Origin of the sequence: Cognatundibacterium squillarum, from assembly GCF_014652435.1 — a bacterium.
GTDB lineage: Bacteria > Pseudomonadota > Gammaproteobacteria > Burkholderiales > Burkholderiaceae_D > Undibacterium > Undibacterium squillarum.
Map to the genome: position 1 here is coordinate 222,079 of NZ_BMYU01000002.1, position 19,476 is coordinate 241,554.

At 53.1% G+C, this 19,476-nt stretch carries 17 protein-coding genes; 8 read left to right on the plus strand and 9 right to left on the minus strand.

The window, feature by feature from the left end; genetic code table 11:
• Positions 1-106: 106 nt before the first annotated feature.
• Both IE092_RS05245 and IE092_RS05250 read right to left on the minus strand, forming a co-directional pair.
• Positions 107-817, minus strand: a complete 711-nt coding sequence (locus tag IE092_RS05245; RefSeq protein ID WP_308427109.1) for a GNAT family N-acetyltransferase — start codon at positions 815-817, stop codon at positions 107-109.
• A gap of 35 nt (positions 818-852) precedes the next feature.
• The gene (locus tag IE092_RS05250) at positions 853-1,596 is read right to left on the minus strand and encodes an SDR family oxidoreductase (protein ID WP_189355983.1); all 744 of its coding nucleotides are present in this window, start codon (positions 1,594-1,596) and stop codon (positions 853-855) included.
• A 223-nt stretch (positions 1,597-1,819) separates the two neighbouring features.
• Here IE092_RS05250 and IE092_RS05255 point away from each other — a divergent pair, with 223 nt between their 5' ends.
• Positions 1,820-2,743, plus strand: a complete 924-nt coding sequence (locus IE092_RS05255) for a LysR family transcriptional regulator (protein WP_189355984.1) — start codon at positions 1,820-1,822, stop codon at positions 2,741-2,743.
• Between the two features lie 304 nt (positions 2,744-3,047).
• Here IE092_RS05255 and IE092_RS05260 read toward each other — a convergent pair whose 3' ends face one another.
• Entirely contained in the window at positions 3,048-3,923 is an 876-nt protein-coding gene (locus IE092_RS05260) for a hypothetical protein (protein ID WP_189355985.1), read from the minus strand.
• Positions 3,924-4,317: 394 nt separating this feature from the next.
• On the opposite strand from IE092_RS05260, the gene IE092_RS05265 reads away from it, so the two are divergent.
• Complete coding sequence (locus IE092_RS05265; protein WP_189355986.1) at positions 4,318-5,100, plus strand: substrate-binding periplasmic protein; 783 nt, start codon at positions 4,318-4,320, stop codon at positions 5,098-5,100.
• A gap of 23 nt (positions 5,101-5,123) precedes the next feature.
• Here IE092_RS05265 and IE092_RS05270 read toward each other — a convergent pair whose 3' ends face one another.
• Together IE092_RS05270 and IE092_RS05275 are read right to left on the minus strand one after the other, a co-directional pair.
• A complete protein-coding gene (locus tag IE092_RS05270; protein ID WP_189355987.1) occupies positions 5,124-5,711 on the minus strand; it encodes a hypothetical protein in 588 nt (195 codons plus the stop codon).
• Between the two features lie 185 nt (positions 5,712-5,896).
• Positions 5,897-6,268, minus strand: a complete 372-nt coding sequence (locus IE092_RS05275; RefSeq protein ID WP_189355988.1) for a cupin domain-containing protein — start codon at positions 6,266-6,268, stop codon at positions 5,897-5,899.
• Positions 6,269-6,570: 302 nt separating this feature from the next.
• On the opposite strand from IE092_RS05275, the gene IE092_RS05280 reads away from it, so the two are divergent.
• From IE092_RS05280 to IE092_RS05300, 5 genes are all read left to right on the plus strand, one after another.
• On the plus strand, positions 6,571-8,850 hold the full coding sequence (locus IE092_RS05280; RefSeq protein WP_189355989.1) for a TonB-dependent receptor: 2,280 nt from the start codon (positions 6,571-6,573) through the stop codon (positions 8,848-8,850).
• 284 nt (positions 8,851-9,134) lie between these two features.
• Positions 9,135-9,851 (plus strand): ABC transporter ATP-binding protein, encoded by a 717-nt coding sequence (locus tag IE092_RS05285; RefSeq protein ID WP_189355990.1) that lies wholly within the window; start codon positions 9,135-9,137, stop codon positions 9,849-9,851.
• A gap of 72 nt (positions 9,852-9,923) precedes the next feature.
• On the plus strand, positions 9,924-11,123 hold the full coding sequence (locus IE092_RS05290; RefSeq protein WP_189355991.1) for an efflux RND transporter periplasmic adaptor subunit: 1,200 nt from the start codon (positions 9,924-9,926) through the stop codon (positions 11,121-11,123).
• Positions 11,124-11,171: 48 nt separating this feature from the next.
• Positions 11,172-12,371: an ABC transporter permease gene (locus IE092_RS05295; RefSeq protein WP_189355992.1), complete on the plus strand. Its 1,200-nt coding sequence runs from the start codon at positions 11,172-11,174 to the stop codon at positions 12,369-12,371.
• Between the two features lie 11 nt (positions 12,372-12,382).
• Entirely contained in the window at positions 12,383-13,588 is a 1,206-nt protein-coding gene (locus tag IE092_RS05300; RefSeq protein WP_189355993.1) for an ABC transporter permease, read from the plus strand.
• Between the two features lie 194 nt (positions 13,589-13,782).
• Here IE092_RS05300 and IE092_RS05305 read toward each other — a convergent pair whose 3' ends face one another.
• From IE092_RS05305 to IE092_RS05315, 3 genes are all read right to left on the minus strand, one after another.
• A complete protein-coding gene (locus IE092_RS05305; protein WP_189355994.1) occupies positions 13,783-14,253 on the minus strand; it encodes a hypothetical protein in 471 nt (156 codons plus the stop codon).
• 124 nt (positions 14,254-14,377) lie between these two features.
• The gene (locus IE092_RS05310) at positions 14,378-15,754 is read right to left on the minus strand and encodes a chemotaxis protein CheW (protein WP_189355995.1); all 1,377 of its coding nucleotides are present in this window, start codon (positions 15,752-15,754) and stop codon (positions 14,378-14,380) included.
• 26 nt (positions 15,755-15,780) lie between these two features.
• The gene (locus IE092_RS05315; RefSeq protein ID WP_189355996.1) at positions 15,781-17,487 is read right to left on the minus strand and encodes a methyl-accepting chemotaxis protein; all 1,707 of its coding nucleotides are present in this window, start codon (positions 17,485-17,487) and stop codon (positions 15,781-15,783) included.
• A 369-nt stretch (positions 17,488-17,856) separates the two neighbouring features.
• Between IE092_RS05315 and IE092_RS05320 the strand changes: the two genes are divergently transcribed.
• Positions 17,857-18,315, plus strand: coding sequence for a hypothetical protein (locus tag IE092_RS05320; protein ID WP_189355997.1), 459 nt, complete (start codon positions 17,857-17,859; stop codon positions 18,313-18,315).
• Between the two features lie 35 nt (positions 18,316-18,350).
• On the opposite strand, the gene IE092_RS05325 is transcribed toward IE092_RS05320, so the two are convergent.
• Complete coding sequence (locus IE092_RS05325; RefSeq protein ID WP_229793049.1) at positions 18,351-19,373, minus strand: DMT family transporter; 1,023 nt, start codon at positions 19,371-19,373, stop codon at positions 18,351-18,353.
• Between the last annotated feature and the right edge of the window lie 103 nt (positions 19,374-19,476).

Here is a 19,476-nt window from a genome sequence, read left to right on the forward strand (position 1 = left end):
ATCATTGGATATTAATTTTTCTTTTGATAAATCCCTCGGATTCTGCATAAATACGACGTTTAGCGCAGATTTACGCAGAATCCGCCAGCGCCACAAGTGCGGAATATCAGGCGTGCCAGCCCTGCTCAGACAAGTTTTTTTCCATCCATACCGAGCTGATACGCTGTCCGTGTTTGATCGCATATTCGTCGAATACACCGATACGGCGAAAACCGAATTTTTCATGCAGCGCAACCGAAGCGTCATTCGGTAATGCGATTCCGACGACGGCGCGATGCAAATCCTGCCCGCGCAAAGCGTCAAACAAATGCTGATACAGTGCACTGCCGACACCGCTGCGTGCAGCGTTCGCAGCGACATAAATGCTGGTTTCTATCGTATGGCGAAATGCCGGATGTGCGCGGTAAGCCTGACTGCTGCAGTAACCCGCAATTTCACCGTCAGCCACCGCAACATAACAGCGGTGCGGCCCCGTATTAAACTGCGTGAACCATTGCGCCATCTGGCGCAAACTCAGGTGTTGCTCATCAAAAGTTGCATATGAATGATCGATGTACCAGTTACGTAGTGCCATTAGTGCAGGTAAATCGTTTTGGTCAGCGGGGCGAATCAACATCATCAGGAATGGAATAAAGGCATCAGAAACACCCGCAGTACAAAAAGCGGGCTCTATTGTGGTTGCGACCAAAAGATCGCGGCCGCCTATGATGCGCGCATTTGCTTGCATTTTGCTGACAACACAACGCTGCCTGAAACCATCCGTATCTGGTTTTATACCATCCCTCAAACGCAAAACAGCGCATGCCCCGAAGGACATACGCTGTCGCGTTGTACAAATTCAGATAAAGCGGATCAGAATTCCTGCGCAGTCGGACGCAGAACGATTTCATTGATCGCGACATCCGCAGGTTGCTCAATCGCATACGCAATTGCACGTGCCACGGAATCCGCAGGAATCGCTTGCTGGTAGAAGCCGATCACCGCCTCACGGCTGGCCTGATCGCCGGAACCGTATTTCAGTTCACTATCCACAGCACCCGGCTCGATGCTGGTGACACGTACTTTGCCGGCCATTTCCTGACGCAAACCATCTGAAATCGCACGCACGGCAAACTTGGTACCGGAATACACAGAACCACCCGGTGCGAACACTTTGATACCGGCAACGGAAGAAACATTGATCATGTGGCCACCACCCTGCTGTTCAAAGTGTGGCAATGCAGCGGCTACGCCGTACAGCACGCCTTTGATGTTAATGTCGATCATGCGATCCCATTCATCGGTACGCAGCTGGTTCATCGGTGCAATCGCCATCAGGCCGGCATTGTTGATCATCACATCGATACGGCCAAACTGATCGATCGCGGTTTGCACCAGTGCCTTAACTTCCGCTTTGCGGGTGACATCAACAGCAGCAAACACCGCTTCGCCACCGGCGGCACGGATTTCTTCGGTAATGACTGCCAGTTTGTCGGTACGGCGCGCACCCAGTACCACTTTAGCGCCCAGTTTTGCCAGATGACGTGCGGTACTTTCACCGATACCGCTGCTGGCACCGGTAATCACAACCACTTTGCCCTGAATACCTTGTTGCATGTTCTGCTCCTTTTGATGTTGGTATGCGGTGAGTTCCGCGATGTCAGGCATTATGGCGCGCAGCTTAAATCCAATAAATGACATAAAATTGATTTCAGTATTCCGTTTTCTGGAATTATTGAATGAAGGCATGCGGAAATTACGAAGATGAATCTGGCGCGGCTCCCTGCCCTGCGCTCATCCGGCGTCATCCCGCATCAACCATCTGACATCAGGACAAAACATGCTGAACCGTCTGGAAATGCTGCGCATTTTTTGTGTGGCAGCAGAATGTAAGAATTTCAAAGAAGCGGCGGTGCGTCTGCACATGTCGCCGCAGGCGGTAACACGGGCGATACAGGAACTGGAAGCCCTGTCCGGCGAAATGCTGTTTCACCGCAATACCCGCCAGACCCGCATCACCCATGTCGGCGCTGCGCTGGCGGTGCGTGCAAGGCAAAGCGTGGAAGGGGTTGATCAGTTGTTTCAGAGTTTTCAGGAGGATCAGCAAGAGCAGGTGCGCGGCACGGTGACGCTGACTGCTGCTGTCGCGCTGGGCGAGGATTACCTGATACCGGTACTGGCCGATATTCAGCAACGTTATCCGCTGTTGCAGACCGATGTGCGCTTATCAGATGCCACGGCAGACACGGTCGACGAACAAATCGATATCGGTCTGCGGCTCGGCCATGTGCGGAATGCATCGATGATTGCACGCCGTGTTGCTCAGGCAGGCTTTGTGTTTGTCGGCACACCCGCACTGATTGCCCGCTGTGGTGCGCCGCAAACGCTGGAAGATCTGGACAAACTGCCAGTAACGGCAGTGATTGATCCGAACACCGGCCGCCCGTGGCCCTGGTTTCTGGCAGAGGGCCAGTTCTGGCATCCCCGTCAGCCAGCGATTCAGGTTACCGATACCCGCGCCGAATGCCGCGCCATGCTGCACGGCATGGGCTTTGGTCAGCTGATCGGCTTTATGGCCCACCCTTATCTGCAAAGTGGTCAGTTACAGCGCGTACTGCCGCAACTCGACCCGGCACCGTGGGACTTGTACATCTACCGCCCGCAACGCGGCCCCGTACCGCCACGCATCCGCGTCGTCTATGACGCCTTGTGCACGGCTTTCAGCGATCCCGCCCGCTTCCCCGGCATGCCGGCCTGTATCTGAACAGTGGCTCCGTTCTGGCTGAAAGGTGCACAGCAGGATGCCTGAACAGTACAAAACAGCCATTTTCAGGCCTCAAAATACCCCCAGGGGTATCTGAAAACGCCCTTATTTCATGCCGACGACCAGCCGGTTTTGATGAAAAACGGGGGGAGTATATGTCTTTGCGGCGCTGGAAGACCTTCGCGGCGCTCCCGCGACACGCTGTCGGTCAGCAATTTATGCCATGCTGTCATGCAGTTTTCTGCATAAAAAAGCCGGCTGAATGCCGGCTTAAACTGACTGTGTTACAGCACAGTCCATGCGTTCAGTGTGCGACAGGCGCGTCCGGCTGATCTGCCTGCACCGGTGGTACCGGACCGGATGGAAAACAAGCTCCCAGAGCCACAACCATCGCCAGTCCCAGCCACGGGCCTGCACCGTAACCAAGCATAGGCACCGGAGTGATGCCGCTCAGGGAGATCAGCATCAGAGAGAAATAATAAAGTGCGATACCGCGCAGGTGCTGGCCCGGCACACGCCAGATCGCTATCAGCATTGCTACTGCCGCGCCGGTGATGCCCAGACCAGATAACACCGAATGGCGGAAACCAAGCGCGAATACTTCTTCCACATGCGGTACAGGTGATAATAAATCCGGTTTTGCGGCGGCAATGCCGGCGGTCAGAACCGACATCATCACCAGTGCCGCCAGCCTGACCTTGGATAAACCCTGCTGCCAGCTGATCCAGATCGCGGCCACTGCAAACGCCAGTACCTGCGCCAGATCCGGTTGCAGCGACAGAATAATCAGCGCACCGCCCAGCGTCAGCGCAAACTGTTTTTCTTTCTGACTCTGAAACGCCAGACCATGCTGCACGGTCAGCAAGATCAGTGGCAACAGCACAGGTGCGAGATACAAGCGTACCGGTCCCGCCATCAGCCAGCGTGCCGGTGTCTGTACATGCATCAGCAAAGGCGCAGCCAGTAAGGCGGTTGCCGCTACGGCCACAGGCAGCGCAAGACGGCTCAGTGCGGCACGCTGTCTGGCGGCAGTCAGAGCTGCCAGCACACAAATCAGTACGGCAACTCCCTGTGTCATCCATACGAGAGAACTGACTTCAGCAATTTTCAGAACGAAAGCGCTGCCAAACGCGGCATAGCCAACCGGCCGCAGTAAATCTTTGCGCGTGAACGAATGCATGGGATTCCTGAAAAATATATAACGATGACAACAATACAGCATACGGCCAGTGAAATGCGGGCTACTGCACACTTCACGCAACACCAGTTTTTATCGATTTGTTGAAGGTCAATAATACCCCCGTGGGTATCTGTGGGAAGCCAGATTTTATAACGGCATTCAGCCGGTTTTACTGAAAAGACGGGGGGTATGTACAAAACGGGTTTATCCGCCCGTCCGGCACACCGGTTTCGTGACCAATCCACTTTGTCAGAAAGGCATAAAAAAAGGTCAAATGATGTAAAACATATCGGTGAACCGCAGACTTTCTTATATCCTGAACATGATTCTATGAAATCCTGTTTTTGTCGAATTTCTGCAATTAAATCTCTTTCTCAGTTCACCGGAATTCCGTATGCGACGTAACTTACTGGCGCTCATGATGTTACTGGCGTGTTTACCCGCCAGCGCTGGTTCAACTGAATTCCGGGAAAAACTGCAGTTGACGCTGACCGCACAGTACTATCCGCCCTATATCGACAGTGCAGCACCGGACGCGCCGCTGACACAAATCGTGACCAGTGCATTCAGGCTGGCAAATGTCGAAGTGACGCTGGCGGAAGTGCCGAATAACCGCGCTATCAGCGGCGTGATGCAGGGCTTGTATGAGGGCAGTTATGGCTGGGGTCATACAGCAGAACGCGCAGAAAAACTGCTGTACTCCGCCAGGCCGATTTTTGATTTGCGGGTGGTATTTTTTCACCGTAATGGCGAAGAATTCCCGTGGGAACGGCTGAACGATTTACGCAGCAAAACTATTGGCGTCGTGCAGGGCAATTTCTATTCGCCGGAATTCAGCAGTCTGCAGGCACATGGTATTTTGAAAACCGATGTCGGCCCGAGCGACATTTCCAGTTTCCGCAAGCTGCTCAATGGCCGGATCGATCTGGTACCGGTCGATGCCGGTACCGGCCAGCGTATACTGCAAAAGCACTTTACCGCTGCAGAGCGCAACCGCATCATTATGCAAAATAAAGCCATCGCGGTAGTGCCAGTGTACGTGGTAATCAATAAAAAACTGCCGCGCGCAGCAGAACTGATCAAACGCTTCGATGCCGGTTTTCAGCAACTCAGTGAATCGGGACAACTGACAAAAATACTGGAAGCGTCGAAAGTAAATGTGCCGGCAGGGCGTTAAACATTAACCGCCCTGCCCGGCTCTTACTGTATGTGCTGAATGGCGTCCAGCGCGGCGCGGTAATCGTCATCCGGCGCTGTTTCTGAGACGGCACTCACGGAAAAAATGGCCTTAGGATGGTCTATTGCAAAACTGGCGACGCTGGCATGGCGGCGGTTTTTCAGCACAGAAAACACCTTCTCGCCCGGATTGGCCGAGGTAAATGCCACATAGCATCCGTTAACTTTTCCCGCAGAAAAAGGCACCGGCGTCACTGTTTTCTCCAGCGATTTCGCAACATATTGCTTACCGCTTTCCGCCATTGATTCGCACAATTGCGTTTGAGAAACAGTTTTATCTTCCAGTTTGGGGAGCGGTGTGACGGCGATCACCATACCGTTTTTCACGGCACGGATTTCCCGCAAGCCAGCCATTTCCGGAATCGGCAAGGTCGGATAGCTGTAAAAGCGCCATCCATCCGGCAACCTGATTGTCGCACCACGCCCCAGATCAAAGACTGGTCCCTGCAATTCTGTACAACCACGCGCTGTATCGCAGGTGTATGCAGGTTCGGCAGCGGCTGCGGACAGACTGAACAAAGCAAGGAATACCGGAATGATTTTTTTCTTCATAGTGAATACCAGATAAGCAGATCTGAAACCACTACAACGAAAAGAAGTGGTCAGACTTTGCTGCACAGAAATAAAAAAATCATTTTTGCATAAATTGCAGCGCGATTCCGGTGAAATGGCAGCATAAGGCAATCTGACATGGCTAAAAACAACACAGCATCAATTGTCTGCTGAAAGCGCAGTGATTATCCGGCTTCCAGATCCAGATAATTTTCCGGCAAAAACCGTGGCGTGCAGATCGCGTAAAACAGCAGATCATCGCTGCCGGTATTGCGGATTCTCTGCCGGCATCCGGCCGGAATCAGAATCACATCATGCGGGCCGACAGCACGCGGCGCTTCGTCTCCGATTTCTGCCACGCCCTGCCCCGATAAAATCACATAGCGCTCTGCCGTATTGTGCAGGCTGTGCCAGCGCGTGGTGACGCCAGGTGCGACTCTGGCCAGCGCCACGGACATGGCTTCGTCCGCCGGAGAATTTGAAAGTTCGGTGATGTAGCAAAGCTCATCCGTAAAGAATTCGCTCGCTGGCTGATAAGGGAGGAAGGCGGGTTTCATTGCATATCACAGCTACTGTTTCCGGGAAGCTGCACCATACAATACCTGCGGCCAGATAGCGAATCCACAGTTTGCGGTCATTTTCAGGTCAAATGCGGTGTTCAGCATAGCGATCCGGCGGTCGTCGGCAGAAAGTCCGGGCCTTCAGAATTCCCTGATGCGGATAACGGCATAATCCTTTCAGACTTAAGCTCACTTTTTTACTGTAAAAAAAAGATAACCGGCGCTGCACAGAACTGGTAATTCGCAACTCAGCATCTACACTGCACCTAACAAAAAATATTGCGGAAACGGAGGCTGGTATGGCTGCTCTGCAACAATGGCGTGCCGGCCGCAACGGCACTTTGTTACTTCTGATTGCCGGACCAGTCTTTGCACAGACAGTACCTCCGGAAACCACTGCCGCAGAAAACACCGTCGTCATTTCCGCGCAAAAGCGGGAAGAAGCCATACAACGCAGCGCCATCAGTGTCACGGCAATCACCGCTGAACAATTGCAGAACAGCGGCGTGCAAACCGTATCGGATGTCGCGCGGCTGGTACCGGGTCTGAACGTGGTCACTTCCGGCCCCGGACAAAATATTCTGATTATGCGCGGTATTGCATCCAGCGCCGGCAGTGCGGGCACCGTCGGTTATTACCTGGACAATACGCCGGTAGCTGCCTCCAGCAATGCCTCGCTGCTGTCGCTGCGCGGTGTATTAGATCCGGCCATGCTGGATATCCTGCGCGTCGAAGTCTTACGCGGTCCGCAGGGAAGTTTGTATGGTTCCAGTTCTATGGGCGGAACCGTACGCTATATCAGTAAAATGCCGGATCCGAACCGCTACGAATGGGATCTGCGCCAGCAATTGAGCCACACGCAGGACGGCGGCTGGAACATGCAAACCAGCGCAGCTGCGAATCTACCACTGATTGAGAATACGCTGGCAGCACGCATTGCCGTGTTTTACCGCTGGCAGGATGGCTTTATTCAGCGGGTTGGGATCAACCCGAAAAATCTGCTGGCTCTGCCCGACAACATGCAGAGTGATAAACCGAATACCGAAAAAACCACCGGTATCAAAACCACCCTGCGCTGGTGGCTGCCGGATGGCCTGAGTATCACCGCCAGTGCCCTGCAGCAACGTACTGTGCTCGGCGCACCGTTTCAGGTAGATGCACCACCGGGCAGTATCAGCAATCTGGTACAAACCCGGCTGGTCCCTGAACCCGGCACCCAGGTTTCTGCGCTGGCCGCCATTGATATTCGTAAACAGTTTGAACAATTTGAATTATTGTCGTCCACGTCGTATTACTACCGCAGTGTGACCATTGATGAAGATGCCTCGCGGGTCATCAATGCTTTCTTCTCGCCGCCGCAAACCCGCATTTATCCGGTCGTCATGATCGGCAACTACACCAACCGCGAATTCACGCAGGAATTGCGCTTCACCAGCGACTGGAAAGGCCCGTGGCAGTTTGTCGGCGGTGCGTATTATCATCATGTAAATGCGCCGCTGGCGTCGCAAATTCCGGTCACCGATGGCTATAACACAGCGTTTGGTACCAGTTATCAGAGTTTCTTCAAGGGTGCGCGCCTTGCCACCACCGCCGAAACCGCACTGTTCGGTGAAGCCAGCTATCAGTTCAGTCCTAACTGGAGCGCACGACTGGGCTTGCGCGCTTTCCGCATTCATCAGAGTTTTGCGCAACAGGTGGATGGCGAATTTGTCGGCGGCAAACCTTCGGGCGTCACCGGTGATGCCGCCGATCATGGTATCAATCCCAAGCTGAATCTGAGCTGGCAGGCAACGCCGGATCAGCTCTGGTTTGTTACCGCATCAAAAGGTTACCGCGCTGGCGGGCCGAATAATCCGGCACCGGAAGCCACCTGCGGCCAGGAAGTACGCAATTTAAATCTTAACAGCGATGCCTTAAGAAAATTTTCACCGGACAGTGTCTGGAATTATGAGATAGGCAGTAAAACCAGCTGGGATCAGCGAAGAATCACACTGAATGCCACTGCCTATCAGATGAACTGGCAGGATATTCAGCAACAAATCGTGCTGCAGTGTGGCTTTAACCTGACTGCCAACTTCGGCTCCGCCACCAGCCGCGGGCTGGAACTGGAGCTGGCGTACCGCCCTTCTCCGCAATGGCAATGGAATCTGACACTGAATCACACCCGCGCCCGTCTGAATAACGATGTGCCCGGCACCCCGGCAAAGCGTGGCGATCGTTTACCGGATGTGCCGGAGTGGACAATGGCATTCGGTGCTGAATACCGCGGTTTCAGCCTGTGGCAACGCCCCGCTTTCATACGATTTGATCACAGCTATACCGGTTCCGCCGCATTTTTGTACGACCGCAACAGCCCGTTTTATCAGCGCGGCAGCTATCATTTATCCCGCCTGATGCTGGGCTTACAGGAGCCGGATAAAACCACTGGCTGGAGCGCACAAATGTTTATTGACAATCTTTTCAATAGCCGCGGCGCGACAGGATTACCGGTTGCAATTTCTGCTGATCTGCCGGACACACGTCGAATTGCGGTGCTGCGTCCGCGCACCGTGGGACTCAGCCTGCACTGGCGCTATTAGATTTCTCCGCCGTATTCCGTATGCAGAGACTTCGCGTCTGAATACGGCCGCATCCTGACGCTATGAACCTCGCCACGGATATGTCCTGATCCTGACTTGCCCGGGATTCACATCAATCAGGCAAGACCTGTTTTCCTGAATCAGGGTTATTTCGTTGCGCTTAAGCAACCCAAGAGCGGCGCACTGACATTGCAAAATTGGAATTTAATTTCCTCTATGCTATTTTGTTGTGCCGTTTTTAATTAAAAATTGTCTTTTCCGGTACACAGTCCGCACAATACCGCATGTCAACCGATAGCCAGCCCGTCATACAACTTCACCGGATTTCTAAAACCTACAGTATGGGCGGTGAGATGATCCATGCGCTTGACCAGGTGGATCTGTGCATCCAGAAGAACGAATATCTGGCCTTTGTCGGTGCTTCCGGTTCGGGCAAATCGACCATGATGAATATTCTGGGCTGCCTCGATACCCCCAGCAGTGGGCAGTATTTTCTGAAGGGGCAGGACGTTGCGCACTTACCGGATACAGTGATGTCTGCCACCCGTAACCGGGAAATCGGCTTTATTTTTCAGAATTTCCATTTACTGCCCCGTGCCACGGCATTGCAAAATGTGATGCAGCCCCTGATTTTTCGCGGCATACCGCCGGCAGAACGTCAGCGCCGTGCGGCGCTTGCTTTAGAGCGTGTGGGTCTGGGGAACCGGCTGACACATTTGCCGAATCAGCTGTCCGGCGGACAACGGCAAAGGGTGGCAATTGCCAGAGCCTTGTGCGGTGAACCGGCGATTTTGTTAGCCGATGAACCGACCGGTAATCTGGATTCGAATACCAGTGCCGAAGTCATGAGCCTGTTTGATGCTTTGCATGCTGAAGGCCAGACCATCATCATCGTCACACATGATGCACAGATCGCAGCGCATTGCCAGCGCCAGATACGCTTATCCGACGGAAAAATCACCAGCGACAGCAAGCGGACGGATGCACCCGCTGTGGTGTAAGCACGCTGATCTGCTGCCGTATTCACCTATAAAAACCCTTCTCCTGACTGCTGCAGAACTTTTTGCCCGTCTATGAACAAGAAAAAACTCCTTTCCCTGATTGCTGTCGGCCTTATCGCTGCAACAGCAGCCTTTGTGTATTACAAACGTGCCGATTCCGAAGTAATTGCTGAAGTTTCGAAGGCAGAAACCGGTGCCATTAAGAGTGCTTTTTTTACTTCCGGGATGATGACCTACAAGACGCAGGCCAAGTTGTCGCCGGAATTAATTGCGAAAGTCAGTCAGATTTATGTCAGTGAAGGTCAGGCGGTCAAAGCCGGACAATTACTGATCAAACTGGATGATGCTCCGGTCAAAGCGGAACTGGAGCAAGCACAAGTTCAGGTAATGCAAGCGGTGATCGAGTGGGAACGCACAAAGACAGAATCCGACATGCGCCAGCGTGAAGCACGCCGTCAGAAAGAATTACTGGAAGCCGGCATGGTCAGAGCGGATGCTTATGAACCTTACAGACAAACTGCAGAAGCAGCCGCCCTGCGTGCCGATTACGCCCAGAAAGCGATTCTGCTGGCAAAAGCAGTTGTCGCACAAAGACTGAAAACACTGGAAAAGACAGAAATCCGCTCGCCTATCGATGGCATTGTGATCGCTTCACCAATCAAAGTCGGTGAAACAGCGATTGCCAGCTCGGTCAATCTGGCGGGTTCCTCGCTGATGACAGTTGCTGATCCGAACAGCATCATGGTTGAAACCCAGATTGCAGAATTTGATATCGGACGGATACGCCTGAACCAGACAGCCAATATCACGACCCGCGCGATTCCGAATGAAGTTTTCACCGGAAAAATCAGCAGCATAGCGCGTGTTACCAGCGGCGATGGCAAAACCGGCGCCGATGCAAAGTCACTCAAAACCGTTGCAGTGCAAATTATGTTGGACCGCTCGCACCCGGAATTTATCTCCGGTATGAGCTGTGATGTGGCGCTGACCGAAGCAGTACAAAAAAACGCTGTCGTGATACCACTGACAGCCCTGCGTGTGGAAAGCGATGCCAGCGTCGTGCAGTTTGACCAGCAAAAGCGCAGCTACTATGTCTGGCAGGTAAAAAACCGTCAGGCAGTCAAAGTGCCGCTGGAGCTGGGATATGCGGATGAATTCAGACAGGAAGTCCGTAAGGGCTTAAAAGCCGGTGATGAAATCATTACCGGCCCGGCCGCCTATCTGGAAACACTGAAAGACGGAATGCGGATTAACACTGTCAGTAAAAAATAATGCCATGTCACTGAGCTACCTTTTCTGCCTTGGTAAGGAAGGATGCTGATGCGAACGATTGATTTATTCGCGTATGCACTGGCGCAAGTGCGGGCACATCTGGGGCGCAGCTTTCTGACTGCATCGGGCATCACCGTCACCATCGCCTGCGTCGTGACCCTGTATTCCGTGATCGAATCCATGAATGCGATGGTTGATGCGCAATTGAACGCGCTTGGTAAAGAAATGATACAGGTCAGTGGCTCTTACGGAGAACCGCAATTAGGGCGGCGCGAAAACGATGCTTTGCTGACTCAGGTACCGGAGATCCGGCATCTGACTGCCACGCAATGGATCAGCTTCCGGCTCAACACTGGTCCAGATATGCAAGCCCGGTTCGGTAGCCAGCAGGCACAGCTGGAAATTTACGCGGCAACGCCTGCCCTGGCGGAACTGATGAAGCTCACCATGTTGCAGGGGCGCTTTCTGAGCGCCAGCGACGAGCAACAGCATTTAAGAGTATGTGTCGTCAGTAGCAATGTGATCAAAGAACTGAAGCTGCCGCAGCATCCTGTCGGCACCCGCATCCGCATTGCCCGCTATGAATGCAGCATCATCGGTGTTTTTCAATCCAGAAGCGGTGTCAACCTGAGTGATATCTATGTACCGCTCAACACGGCAGAAGACAGCGGGTTGTCAAACGGCCCGTGGCATTTCCGGTTTGTGCTGGCCGATGAATCGCGTACGAATGCCGTCATCGTGAAAATCCGCAATTTGCTGCGCAGTGTGCCGCGATTGTCGCCGGAAGAAAACGATAACTTCCGAATACTGAGAGAATCCGAAATGCGCAAAACACGCGACGAAATTCTGAATTCGGTCGCACTGGGCGCCGTTCTGCTGGTGTCGATTTCGTTCCTGATCAGCGCGGTCGGCATCATGAATGTGATGCTGGTCGCGGTCACGCAGCGCACCAGTGAAATCGGTTTGTTACGGGCGGTGGGTGCTACTGCTGCGCAAGTCCGCTGGATGTTTCTGATCGAAGCATGCGCCATTGCCTGTGTCGGCGCAGTGACCGGCGTACTGGCCGGCATCGGTATCTCCGCGCTCATCGTTGACCTGATTTCAAAAAATCCGACTCCGCTGAGCGTACCGCTGGTACCTGTTGCCATCGCCATCGGCATCTCCATGCTGACCGGCATTCTGACCGGATTGTGGCCAGCCACCAGAGCTGCCAGACTGGATCCGATTCAGGCATTAGCAAGTGATTGAGATTTACTGACATGACATTCAAAGACTTGTTACTGCAGGCCATTCAGCAAATCCGCGCCTTTCCTGTGCGCAGCTTTCTGACGATTTTCGGGATTATTATTTCTGTCACCGGCATTATTTGTGTAGCCACGGTATTGCAGGGCATGACACAGAGTATCAACCGCCTGTTATCGAACATGGGGCCGGACATTCTGCTGATCAGTACTAATTACACGAAAGGCACGGCTGGCAAGCATCCGCTGACTGCAAAGGAATGGCAGATTCTGGAAATGCAAAGCGATTTGCTGCGCGATGTGACTGCCAGCAGTGACGGCCATTTTTCGCAAATCAGTTATCAGGATATCAAGGCGAATGTTACGGTTATGGCAGCTTCGGAGTCCCAGCCAGCCTTATATCGTCTGTTTCCGTTGCAAGGACGGTTTCTGCGTGCTTCTGATGAAGCAAGCCGTGCACGTGTTGTAGTCATCAGCGAAGCACTGAAAAGCAAACTGGGTCTGCCGGATCAGGCTTGCGGCACTGTGATTTTGCTCGGTAGTACCGCATTTACCGTGGTGGGCATCACACCGGCAAAAATTGACGATACACCACGGGGTTTGCAAATTGCGGACGCCTATATTCCCTTCTCCGTCGCACAGCAATTCAGTCAGCGCACACCGGCTTACAGTTTCGGTGTGCGGGTGAGAGAGCCACAGGCAATGCAAAAGGCGATGCAACGCATACGCCTGAAGCTGCACCAGGCCTTGCACACACCCGATGGTGAAGCGGAAGATTTCCGGATTGAAGGTGCTGAGCAGATCCGCGAATCGGCCGTAGAAATCCAGACCATGATTTCACGGGTGTTTTACGCGATTATTTCCATTTCCCTGTTTGTCAGCGGGATCAGCATTATGAATATGATGCTGGTGTCCGTGAACGAACGCACGCGCGAAATCGGTTTGTTCAAGGCACTGGGCGCCAGCCAGCGGCTGATACGGATGCAGTTTTTTCTGGAAGCAGCCTTGCTGGCGATTGCCGGTGCCTGCGCGGGCAGCCTGCTTGGCTGGCTGCTCGGCAATCTGATCATCGTCTTTCTGCCGAATGCGATGCAAACGACCATTCCACTGTGGGCAGTGGTCGGTGCCGTCGGTACTTCGGTACTGATCGCACTGCTGTCTGCCATCATTCCGGCAGCCAGAGCTGCCAGACTGCCGGCCGTGATCGCGCTGACGAAAGAGTGATACCTGTGTCAGCAGGCACGGGAACGACGAGCACATCCCGAAACTGACATTTTTTGCCCCAAATGCGGAGTTCAGCACAGCGATCCGGCGGTCGTCGGCAGAAAGTCCGGGCCTTCAGAATTGCCTGATGCGGATAGCTGCATAATCAGGGTTCTCAGAGCGGTACTGACAGGCTGAGTCCGGGGTCAGCGGATTTACTCCGCAGGTACTGCCGGTTCGGCGAACGGGTAGAAGCGGTAAACCTGAAAGTCGCGGTAGCCGGTAATGCGTGACAGGCTGTGTAAGCGCAGGCTGCGCGGGTGTATCTTGCCCCAGAAAACAACTTCACCATCATCGAGCCGGCTGTTGAAGTTCAGGTGATTTCCACTGATATCCGTCTGACCACTGCTGACATATTGCGGTGGTTTCCCGAACTGATCGCGATGAAACCAGCGGTTGATTGCACGCCGCGCTTGCGCACCGCACTCAGAGCTGACGTTAATTACGCCACCATCCGGATAAAAACGCAGGTATTCGCAAGAGTAAGAACCTTCGCTGAGCACGGGGCGCGACACATAGAAACCCTTGGTTTGCAACATCGCTTTCGCAGCAAAAGCACCCTGGTGCAGACTGAGGCAAGGTAACAGGAGGACGAGTTTCAGAAGAAAGCGATTACGGGCAGACATGATGTACCGGGTGTGATCAGAAAGATCACAATCATAAACGGGTTCCAGTGTCTTCCGGCTACCGGTTATCAGGATGCCAAGAGAGCTTAGCTGCCGTAAAACAGTTACGGAAACGGCTGAAAATTCAGGACCAGCTGACGACCGTTGCCATGGTATAGCTGCCGTTGGCGGGAATTTCCAGAATCTGTTCCTGTTCTGTCTTTCCGGGCCATGCATGGAATTTACCGCGCCCCGCCGGTACCATCATTCGCAATGCATGGATACCGTAGGCTGCGAGCTGATCGCCGCTACCGGACAAAATCGCCAGTTTCTCGATGCGACCGCTGTTGTTTTGCGGTAAAGGATACCAGTCGGCCAGCGGCACATACGGAATCCAGCGTCCGCGCCACTCTATTCCCTGCTCGGTCGGTTCCTGTGCAACCGCGATAATTTCCTGTATGCGGTCAGCGCCAATTGCAAAAACGCCGTCTGCATCAAAAATAATGTACGGCACGCGGTTCCTTCGTCCGGCCTGCTGCGTATTGGCAGAAGCCGTTCCGGCGGCGCCTTTTGCCAGTATTGCTTCGGGATGGCGGCGGAACAGCTCAGGCAAATCCAGCAAAAATACCGGCGGGTCTTCGCCATTCAGCATGACTTCAGGGAATAACTGTGCGTCTGTGTCTTCGGCCTCAGCAGCGTCGGATTGTGCGCCGGAACTGTGCCAGTCGCTCAGGCGCAATAACTGATCTGCCAGAATGCCCAGTGTTTCACCGCTTTCCAGTCCGACAATCGCCACATAGCCATCACGGCGGGCATTCGTACTGGCAAAGCCGGAAACCAGCGGAACCGGCAAGTCACGCCAGCGCATCACAGACCAGTGATGCAGGCTCTGTGCCTGTGCACCAAGAATTTGCTGTGCCGGAATCAGCTCGCGGACGTAATGTGCATCCAGCCATACCTGACGCTGGCCAGTAGCAAGCACCACACCTTTGCGCCGGCTTTGCTGCTGTTGCCCCACATCTACAGTCTGCCCCTGATCATCTGCGCCATCCAGCCATACCTGCAGCAAGGCCATCAGTTTGCCGGTCTCCAGCAAGGGCAGCGCTTGCGGCAAGCCATCCCACTGCACTACCTGATCAAACACTTCTTCCGGATAGTCATGATGATGAATGCGCTGCAAAGCACCGTCAGGCACAGCCTGAATGCCGTTGACGCGCGACACCAGCACGCCGATCTGACGACCACCGTCACGCAAATGCAAAACAATAGTGCCGGCTTCTGCGATTGTTGTTTCCTGTAAATCAGTATCGACTGGCAAGTCCAGCCACAAACGCAAATCCACGACCGGCAAAGATGCATCACCGGTGTTAAGCAGCCCCGCAACCGGTCCTTGTTTGCGTGGCAGTGGCATCAGTGGTGCTTGCGGTTTAATCGCACGAAACAAATGTTCCACCGCAATCGCGAACTGAAACCCGCCGATGCTGACCCATCCGATATGAGAAACCTGTTCTTGCTGAAGCACAGCCGCTTGCATCGCAGTCCCCCCGCTCAGTGTGAAACCAGTGTTTTCAGATCTTGCAACAATCCTGAAACCTGTTCGGTCGCTGTCACCTGATCCGTGGTTGCTTCAGAAATTGCCGAAATCGAAGAGGATGTTGTCTGCACCAGATCAACAATCGTCGAGAACTGCGACTGCACGTCTTCTGATAAACGGCTGCCGTCTTTCACGCGGTCAACTGCTTCACTGATCAGTGCACTGATTTCCTGCGCCGCGACAGCGGATTTTTCTGCCAGCTTACGGACTTCATCGGCCACGACAGAAAATCCCAGGCCGTGTTCGCCGGCGCGCGCAGCCTCAATTGCTGCATTGAACGCCAGCAAATGCGTCTGATTTGAAATATCGCTGATGGTGCGCGTAATGTTCTGAATGGAAACGGAAGAGTTCTCGATTGCAACAATGGCTTCACGGGTTTTTGCCAGCAGCACACTCCCCTCCGCAGCACCGCTCTGGGTTTTTTGCGCAAGTGAACTTGATGACTGTGAACTGGACGCAATGCTTTCAATTGATCGGGTCAGATTTTGCAAAACACCGATCATTTCGCGGATCTTTTCGTGTATCGCCTGTTCCAGTTTTACCTGCTCGGTCACATCCACTGCAAACTTCACAATTTTATAAGCGCGTCCGTGGCGGTCTAAAATCGGGTTATACGTTGCCTGAATCCAGACTTCTGCGCCATGCTTGGCGAGTCGCTTGTAGCGGTCAGATTTGAATTTCCCTTCACCGAGATCTGCCCAGAAATTCCGGTAATCCGCGCTGTGCACATACTGTTGTTCGCAGAACATACTGTGATGTTTGCCGATCACTTCAGTCTCGGTATAGCCGAGTGAACGCAGGAAATTGCTGTTCGCATGCAGAATGTTTCCCTGCAAATCAAATTCGATGATGGCCTGAGAGCGGTTCAGCGCATCCATCTTGCCGCGCGTTTCTGTCTGCAGTAATCGCTCCTGCGAAATGTCTGACGCAAACTTTATAATTTTGTATGGTTTGCCATCCGGACCCTTGATCGGATTATAAGTGGCCTGTATCCAGACCTCTTTACCTTCTTTACTGACACGGCAATATTGTCCGCTCTGAAAGTCACCCATGCGTAAGCGTTCCCAGAACGCCAGATATTCCGCACCGGCGGCCTCTGCCGGATCACAAAACATACGGTGATGGCGGCCTTTAATTTCGTCGAGCTGATAACCGAAGATCTGCAGGAATTGCTCATTCGCATTAACAACATAGCCTTTCAGATCAAATTCAATCACGGCGCGGGATTTGTCGATTGCCTGACGAACCGATTGCAACTCAGATAATTGCGCATGCATCGCCGTTACATCCGTCGCTGTCACCATTACCTGAATACCGCCGGCATCTTCTTTTGCCAGCGGCGTACATTGCAACTGCAGCCAGCGCGCAGGCTCCGTCCCTACTTCAATCGACGTTGTGTATGTCTTACCCTGACGCACAAATTCGGTAAATTGCGCGGAGTCCCATGAACCGTTATCGGTTTGACTATTCAGTGCGGCAAGCGTTTGGCCGGACAGCGCAGACATATCGGTATCCAGCAAAGCGGCCAGCGCTGCGTTAACAGCAAGTATATGCGCGTCCCCATCAACCAATGCCAGTGGTACCGGGGCATTCAGCAAATGATGAAACGAAGCGGGAAAACTTTCGGCGAGATGATGTTGATCAGCGTCATGCAGACTCATGGAGGTTCCTTTGATATCAATACGAATTCTGTTTGTCCGGAATTACGATCCAACAGAGTAACGGACACAATCTGAAATAACTGATTAACAACAAAATGATGCCGTAGGGCAGCAGACTTGGAAGCCAGATCGCGGCAAATCAGCCGGTACCTCTGTTGCAATGCCAGCGCAGACAAATAAATGATGCATTCATATTAGCAAAGACTTTGCACTAATGTATTTGGACAATGTCAAAGATTGCTTCAGAGAAAATCCATTTTTATCAGAATCAGGAATTAGGATAAAAACAGCCCTCTTTTTCCGGCATGCCTATGTACGCACAACAGACACAATACAGCCATTCACACTGATGGTATTGCGTTTGTTGTCATGCACATTGAGTCCAGTCTTTCCGGCTTAAAACAGGGAAATCAACCCGCGCTGCTGGCCGCCTATACGCAGCTGGGTGCACGTACGGAAAAGGCGCTGCAGCCGCAGAGCATACCGAAAGAAAACGGCATCGTTTTAAAGCAGGCAGATTTCACACGAATGAGCCGTCGCGAACTGGCGGACTGGGTGCAATTACAAGTCCGCAGCGGACGACTCAGTGAAGAGCAGGCGGGCAATTTTCAGTCACTGACGCAGGCATCGCCGGATGATCAGCTCAGAGACGGTTTTTTTTCTGATACCAGTGCAGATTACCGGGTTAATTTCATCGCAATGGCCATATCGCAGGTACAACAGGCCGCTAAAAATCAGCAAGCTGAACAATTAGAGCAACATCAGTTTGCGCTGGAAACCCTGCAGTCTGCACAAGGAGATGTGATCGGCATCCGCGCCGTAGCGTGACATATAAAACAACTTGTTTCTTAACTGGAAAGCATTCAGCGCTTTGCTTTACCCACCAGCATCACACCGCCCACCACCAGCACAGTACCTGCCAGTTGTGCCAGTGACACCGGTTCGCCCAGAAAAGCCCAGCTCAGCAGAATGGTCAGCATAGGGCCAAGCGTTGCGAACAGCACCGCGCGTTCCGCACCGATGTAACGCACAGCCGATGCCTGCCAGAATATCGGCAGCACCGTTGAAAACACTGCCATCGCGCCGCTGTAACCATACACCTGCCACGGCAATTGCAAAGCGCTGAGCGGGCGGGCAATCAGAAAGTGCAAAAACGTGGTGAAACTGGTCACGGTCAGCGCCAGTGCGGTAAAGCGGGCAGCACCGAGTTTGCGGATCACACTTTCAGAGCCAGCGCTGTAAATTGCATAAAACACCGCACAGCCAAACACCAGCCCGCTGCCTGTCAGCAATGCAATTTTGTCGGCAGTCACGGATGCGTCATGCAGAAAGCCCAGCGCAATACCGGCATACGACAACAGTAAGGCCAGCAAAATCCGCTTTTCCAGTTTCTTTCCCATGAACAGAATGCCGAGCAATACCGTGATCGACGGGTAGGTAAACAAGATCAGGCGTTCCAGACCGGCAGAGATATACGCCAGCCCCATAAAATCCAGCAGGCTGGAGCCGTAATAGCCAATCATCCCCAGAAACAAAATGCGTAACTGATCGGCCCTGCTTAACTGACGTAAAGAGGAAAACGCGCCGCGGCTCATCAACAGAAAAATCGGCAGTGCCAGTCCCATGCGCAACGTCAGCAAGGTAATCGCATCCACCTTCGCGGTTTCGTATGCAAGTTTGACGAAAACCGCTTTCATCGAGAAACCCAGCGCCGCCAGCAATGCCAGCGTGATGCCCAGTTTGTATTCACTGCGCCCTGCCCCCGGATTGCCGCGCATAAAACCTGGCAATCTGGCAATCCAACCAGCGATGAATGACATATTACGACTGGTGGTATTTGCCGTTATACCGGCAACTGTTGTCACAACAGGATGTTCAGATTTCATGATCAGCTAACCCAAATTTCATGCCCGCCATCATAAAATGCGATATCAGCGATAATCAAATAGTATAAATTGATGTCATCAATCAGATTTTTTGATAGAACTA

Coding starts and splice junctions, on each gene's coding strand:
- IE092_RS05245 (WP_308427109.1), bottom strand. CDS start 817: ATGTCCTTCGGGGCATGCGCTGTTTTGCGTTTGAGGGATGGTATAAAA.
- IE092_RS05250 (WP_189355983.1), bottom strand. CDS start 1,596: ATGCAACAAGGTATTCAGGGCAAAGTGGTTGTGATTACCGGTGCCAGC.
- IE092_RS05255 (WP_189355984.1), top strand. CDS start 1,820: ATGCTGAACCGTCTGGAAATGCTGCGCATTTTTTGTGTGGCAGCAGAA.
- IE092_RS05260 (WP_189355985.1), bottom strand. CDS start 3,923: ATGCATTCGTTCACGCGCAAAGATTTACTGCGGCCGGTTGGCTATGCC.
- IE092_RS05265 (WP_189355986.1), top strand. CDS start 4,318: ATGCGACGTAACTTACTGGCGCTCATGATGTTACTGGCGTGTTTACCC.
- IE092_RS05270 (WP_189355987.1), bottom strand. CDS start 5,711: ATGAAGAAAAAAATCATTCCGGTATTCCTTGCTTTGTTCAGTCTGTCC.
- IE092_RS05275 (WP_189355988.1), bottom strand. CDS start 6,268: ATGAAACCCGCCTTCCTCCCTTATCAGCCAGCGAGCGAATTCTTTACG.
- IE092_RS05280 (WP_189355989.1), top strand. CDS start 6,571: ATGGCTGCTCTGCAACAATGGCGTGCCGGCCGCAACGGCACTTTGTTA.
- IE092_RS05285 (WP_189355990.1), top strand. CDS start 9,135: ATGTCAACCGATAGCCAGCCCGTCATACAACTTCACCGGATTTCTAAA.
- IE092_RS05290 (WP_189355991.1), top strand. CDS start 9,924: ATGAACAAGAAAAAACTCCTTTCCCTGATTGCTGTCGGCCTTATCGCT.
- IE092_RS05295 (WP_189355992.1), top strand. CDS start 11,172: ATGCGAACGATTGATTTATTCGCGTATGCACTGGCGCAAGTGCGGGCA.
- IE092_RS05300 (WP_189355993.1), top strand. CDS start 12,383: ATGACATTCAAAGACTTGTTACTGCAGGCCATTCAGCAAATCCGCGCC.
- IE092_RS05305 (WP_189355994.1), bottom strand. CDS start 14,253: ATGTCTGCCCGTAATCGCTTTCTTCTGAAACTCGTCCTCCTGTTACCT.
- IE092_RS05315 (WP_189355996.1), bottom strand. CDS start 17,487: ATGAGTCTGCATGACGCTGATCAACATCATCTCGCCGAAAGTTTTCCC.
- IE092_RS05320 (WP_189355997.1), top strand. CDS start 17,857: ATGCACATTGAGTCCAGTCTTTCCGGCTTAAAACAGGGAAATCAACCC.
- IE092_RS05325 (WP_229793049.1), bottom strand. CDS start 19,373: ATGAAATCTGAACATCCTGTTGTGACAACAGTTGCCGGTATAACGGCA.